Annotated in this window: 4 protein-coding genes; 1 reads left to right on the top strand and 3 read right to left on the bottom strand. The window is 71.4% G+C overall.

Features of this window, described 5'->3' with window-relative positions; genetic code table 11:
- Positions 1 to 340: hypothetical protein (locus tag ET526_RS22270; RefSeq protein ID WP_135471009.1), on the top strand; the 340-nt coding region annotated here is incomplete at its 5' end.
- Positions 341 to 347: 7 nt separating this feature from the next.
- On the opposite strand, the gene ET526_RS20905 is transcribed toward ET526_RS22270, so the two are convergent.
- From ET526_RS20905 to ET526_RS20895, 3 genes are all read right to left on the bottom strand, one after another.
- Positions 348 to 1,220, bottom strand: a complete 873-nt coding sequence (locus tag ET526_RS20905) for a DUF3037 domain-containing protein (RefSeq protein WP_158295663.1) — start codon at positions 1,218 to 1,220, stop codon at positions 348 to 350.
- Entirely contained in the window at positions 1,217 to 2,014 is a 798-nt protein-coding gene (locus ET526_RS20900; protein ID WP_135471005.1) for a HipA family kinase, read from the bottom strand. The genes ET526_RS20905 and ET526_RS20900 overlap by 4 nt, the downstream gene beginning before the upstream one ends.
- Positions 2,011 to 3,168 (bottom strand): restriction endonuclease subunit S (locus ET526_RS20895; protein WP_204623750.1); only part of this gene is annotated, 1,158 nt, incomplete at its 5' end. The genes ET526_RS20895 and ET526_RS20900, both read right to left, overlap by 4 nt.

Below are 3,168 nucleotides of genomic sequence, written 5' to 3'. Positions count from 1 at the left end.
GGGCGTCGCCACCACCCGCGGCGACCCGGCCCTGGTGAAGGCGCTGGCGCGGGCATTCCGGTGGCGGCGGATGCTGGAGGAGGGACGGTACGCCTCGATCAGCGAACTCGCCGCTGCCGAAAGGGTTGACCGTGGCTACCTCGGTCGCATCCTGCAGCTGACGCTGCTCGCGCCGGACATCGTCGAGGCGGTGCTCGATGGCCTCCAAGGGGCCGACGCCGATCTCGCTCGGCTGATGGAGCCGCTGCCGAGCGAGTGGAGCGAACAGCGCGCCGAACTCGCTTCCCCGCGGCTGCCGCGCCAGCCCGGCACGCCGGACGCCACCGCCCGAAGCGATTGAACGCGCTCTAACCTCCGAGCGCCGCGGGATGCCCTCGGTCCTGAGCATGCGCTCGCACCTCGTCCTCGATGCGGGAGACGAGATCGTCGATCGCATCCTCCTCGACCACCTCGGGCCCCAGCGGCGCCTTGCGCATCATCGTCAGCGCCTTGCGATAGGCCTCCCCCAGCCCCTGCTCCTGCGGCGCGCCGATAATCAGGTGCAGCTTCAGCGGCTCGGCGAGTCCGTCCTTCACCGTGGTCAGGTGGCCCACCCAGCGCCGGGCCTTCTCCATGATGCTGTCCTGGCTCGCGAGATCGAGGGAGACCCCCTCATAGGCGTGCCACTGCCCGTTCTTCCAGGCGTGGCGGAAGGTGATCGCGTCCACCTCCCCGGCGAAGGTCTTCTCCTCGAAGGGCACGGAGACGCCGCGCGCCTCCAGCCGCTCCCGCACCGGCCGCCAGATGTCCTCGTCATCGCGGCGGCGGCGGGCGCGGTCGTCATGCCGCTGCACGAAACGATCATAGAGGCGTTCGAGTGTCGCCTCGGCATCCGCCGTCAGCCCGGAGCCGACCGGCGACCATTGCAGCGCGCTGTCGTCCTCCGGCATGGCGCGCCGGGCGAAGGCCGCCGCGTCGCCGGCCGCGGCCAGCAGGCCGCCCCTCTGCATCTCGCGGGCAACGCGCTCGATCCCGCGCTCCACCTCGCGCAGCGCCTGCTTGAAGGCCTCGCCGTCGAGATCGGGGAAGGCCGCCTTCACCCGCCCGAAGGTGGAGCGGACCCGGGCCAGCAGCGTCCGCTCCGCCGCCACGTGCAGCACGACGCCGACATTCAGCGCCTCCCCCGCGCGCGGGTCATGGAGGTAGCGCAGGATGGTGTAGGTGTAGGGGTGCTGCGTCATGCCAGAACCCTCGCGATCTCCGTCAGGCATTCCTCCATCCGGTCGCGGATGTCCTTGATCATCCGGATCGCCTGGCCGGCCTCCCGGGCCGCGCCGGCCCATTCCGCCGGCAGGGCCTTGCCATAGCCCTCCACCGCGGCATCCGGCAAGGCGGCCCAGGCGGCCCGCACGGGCGCGAAGTCCAGCACCGCGCCGCGCAGCCTGTCACGGAAAATGTGCCGCCCCGGCGCCGCGAGGTCCTGCAGCGCGCCGGGCCGCCAGGGCTCGAGGCGCGGGATCACTATGTGGTGGGTGAAGGCCATCTCGTGGTCGTAGATGCGGAGTTCCTCGCCCCGGACCAGGCAGTTCGGGTTCTCGGCGCGGCGGTCGGGATTGGCGGTGAGCGCGTCGAAGACGAAGATGGCGAGCGCCAGCGGCAGCATGGCGGGGGTCAGCCGCGTCTCCGGCTTCCAGGTGGAGAATTGCGGGCCGACCTGCTTCGAGCCGAAGGCGACGGGCAGGCTGGCGGCGAGCGCCGCGCGCGTCTCCGCTTCCGTGACGCTGGCGATCCAGTCCGGCGGCAGGTCGACCAGCACGGGCTCGGGCACCGGCAGGCCGAGATCGGCGGCGAGGCAGGCGGCGATCGCCTCGCGCGTGAGGTTGACCACCCCCTGATCGCAGCGGGCGGAGAGTTTCGCGATCACCTCCACCTCCTCGCCCGCGGCGTCGCGGCAGGTGAGGAAAAGCGGGCGCGTGCGGCCGGTGCGGGCGGGCCGGTCGAACTGCGTGGCGACGACCCGCCGCAGCACCGTCACGGGCCGAAGGCCTCGGCGAGGAGGGCGGGGAGGAGGCGGTCGAGCTCACTCGCCGCTGCGGCCGCCGCCTCGCGCGCCGCGCGCGCCTTCTGTTGCAGGCGGTCGAACCACCGCTGCGCGTCGAGGGGCGGGAGGGGGATTTCGATGCGGTCCAGCGCATCCAAGCCCAGCGTCCGGTTTCGGCCTGCGCCACCGGGCGAGGCTTCGCCCAGCCTTTGCAGCCCCTCCGGCGTGAGGAACCAGTAGCAGAGGAAGTCCGCCGTGGCGCGCGCCGGATCGACACGTCGGGTGATGAAGCGGTGCGAGCCGAAGCGGCCATGATCGGCCGGCTGCGCAACCGCGACCGCTCCCTCCCAAGCAAAGACGTTGCTGAACAGAAGGTCGCCGGCGTGGATTTCGAACAGGCGCTTGCTGCCAACCTCAACACCCAAGAGGGCCGGCTTGTGGAAGGTGCCCTTGCCGAAGGAACGGATCCCAAGCTCGGGATACTCGGAATCCAGGTCGATGCTAACCGCGCGGCGGACGAGAGGGGCGACGTCGCCCATGCGGGCGCGGGGGGCCTGGGCGGTGATGCGCCGGAAGGCGGCGGCGAGCGCGTGGGCGAGCTCCGCCTCCACCGCCTCGGCCGCGCGGCGGCGCGCGATGAGCCGCGCCTCCACCGCATCCAGCCGCGCCACGATCCGCTCCTGCTCCGACAGCGGCGGGAGGGGGAGGGGGATGCAAAGGAACTCGGCCGGCTTGATACGGTTCTTGCCCGATGACCCGAAGGAGAGGCCTGCGCACGCTTCCCACGCGGATCGGCTTTTCGACCACCAATGAAGCCATCGCGGCAGCAACCGCTCCGGTTTGGCACGAAACGTCGGGAACTCATTTGACCCGACCGCGCCGGCCAGATCGGGCGGCACGACCCCGATGCTTCCGTGGCGTGCCCAGATCTTGTTGATGACCAAGTCATCAGGCTCGACGCGGAACAGAACGGACGCGGCCGTTTCCGTGCCGGGTTTGCGCGCAAACTCGTAGACGCCTTCGCCCCACCACTTCACGCCGATGAAGCGATACGTGTCGTCAGGTCGTGGGGCGACCGGCCGCGCCACCGGCTCTGCAACCTCCCCCAGCGCCACCCTCGGCCAGCGCATGCTCAGCCCGGCCCCTCG

This window comes from Crenalkalicoccus roseus, assembly GCF_004761865.1.
GTDB lineage: Bacteria > Pseudomonadota > Alphaproteobacteria > Acetobacterales > Acetobacteraceae > Crenalkalicoccus > Crenalkalicoccus roseus.
Note: the sequence above shows the minus strand (reverse complement) of the source record. Positions and strands in the feature narration are given on the sequence as shown.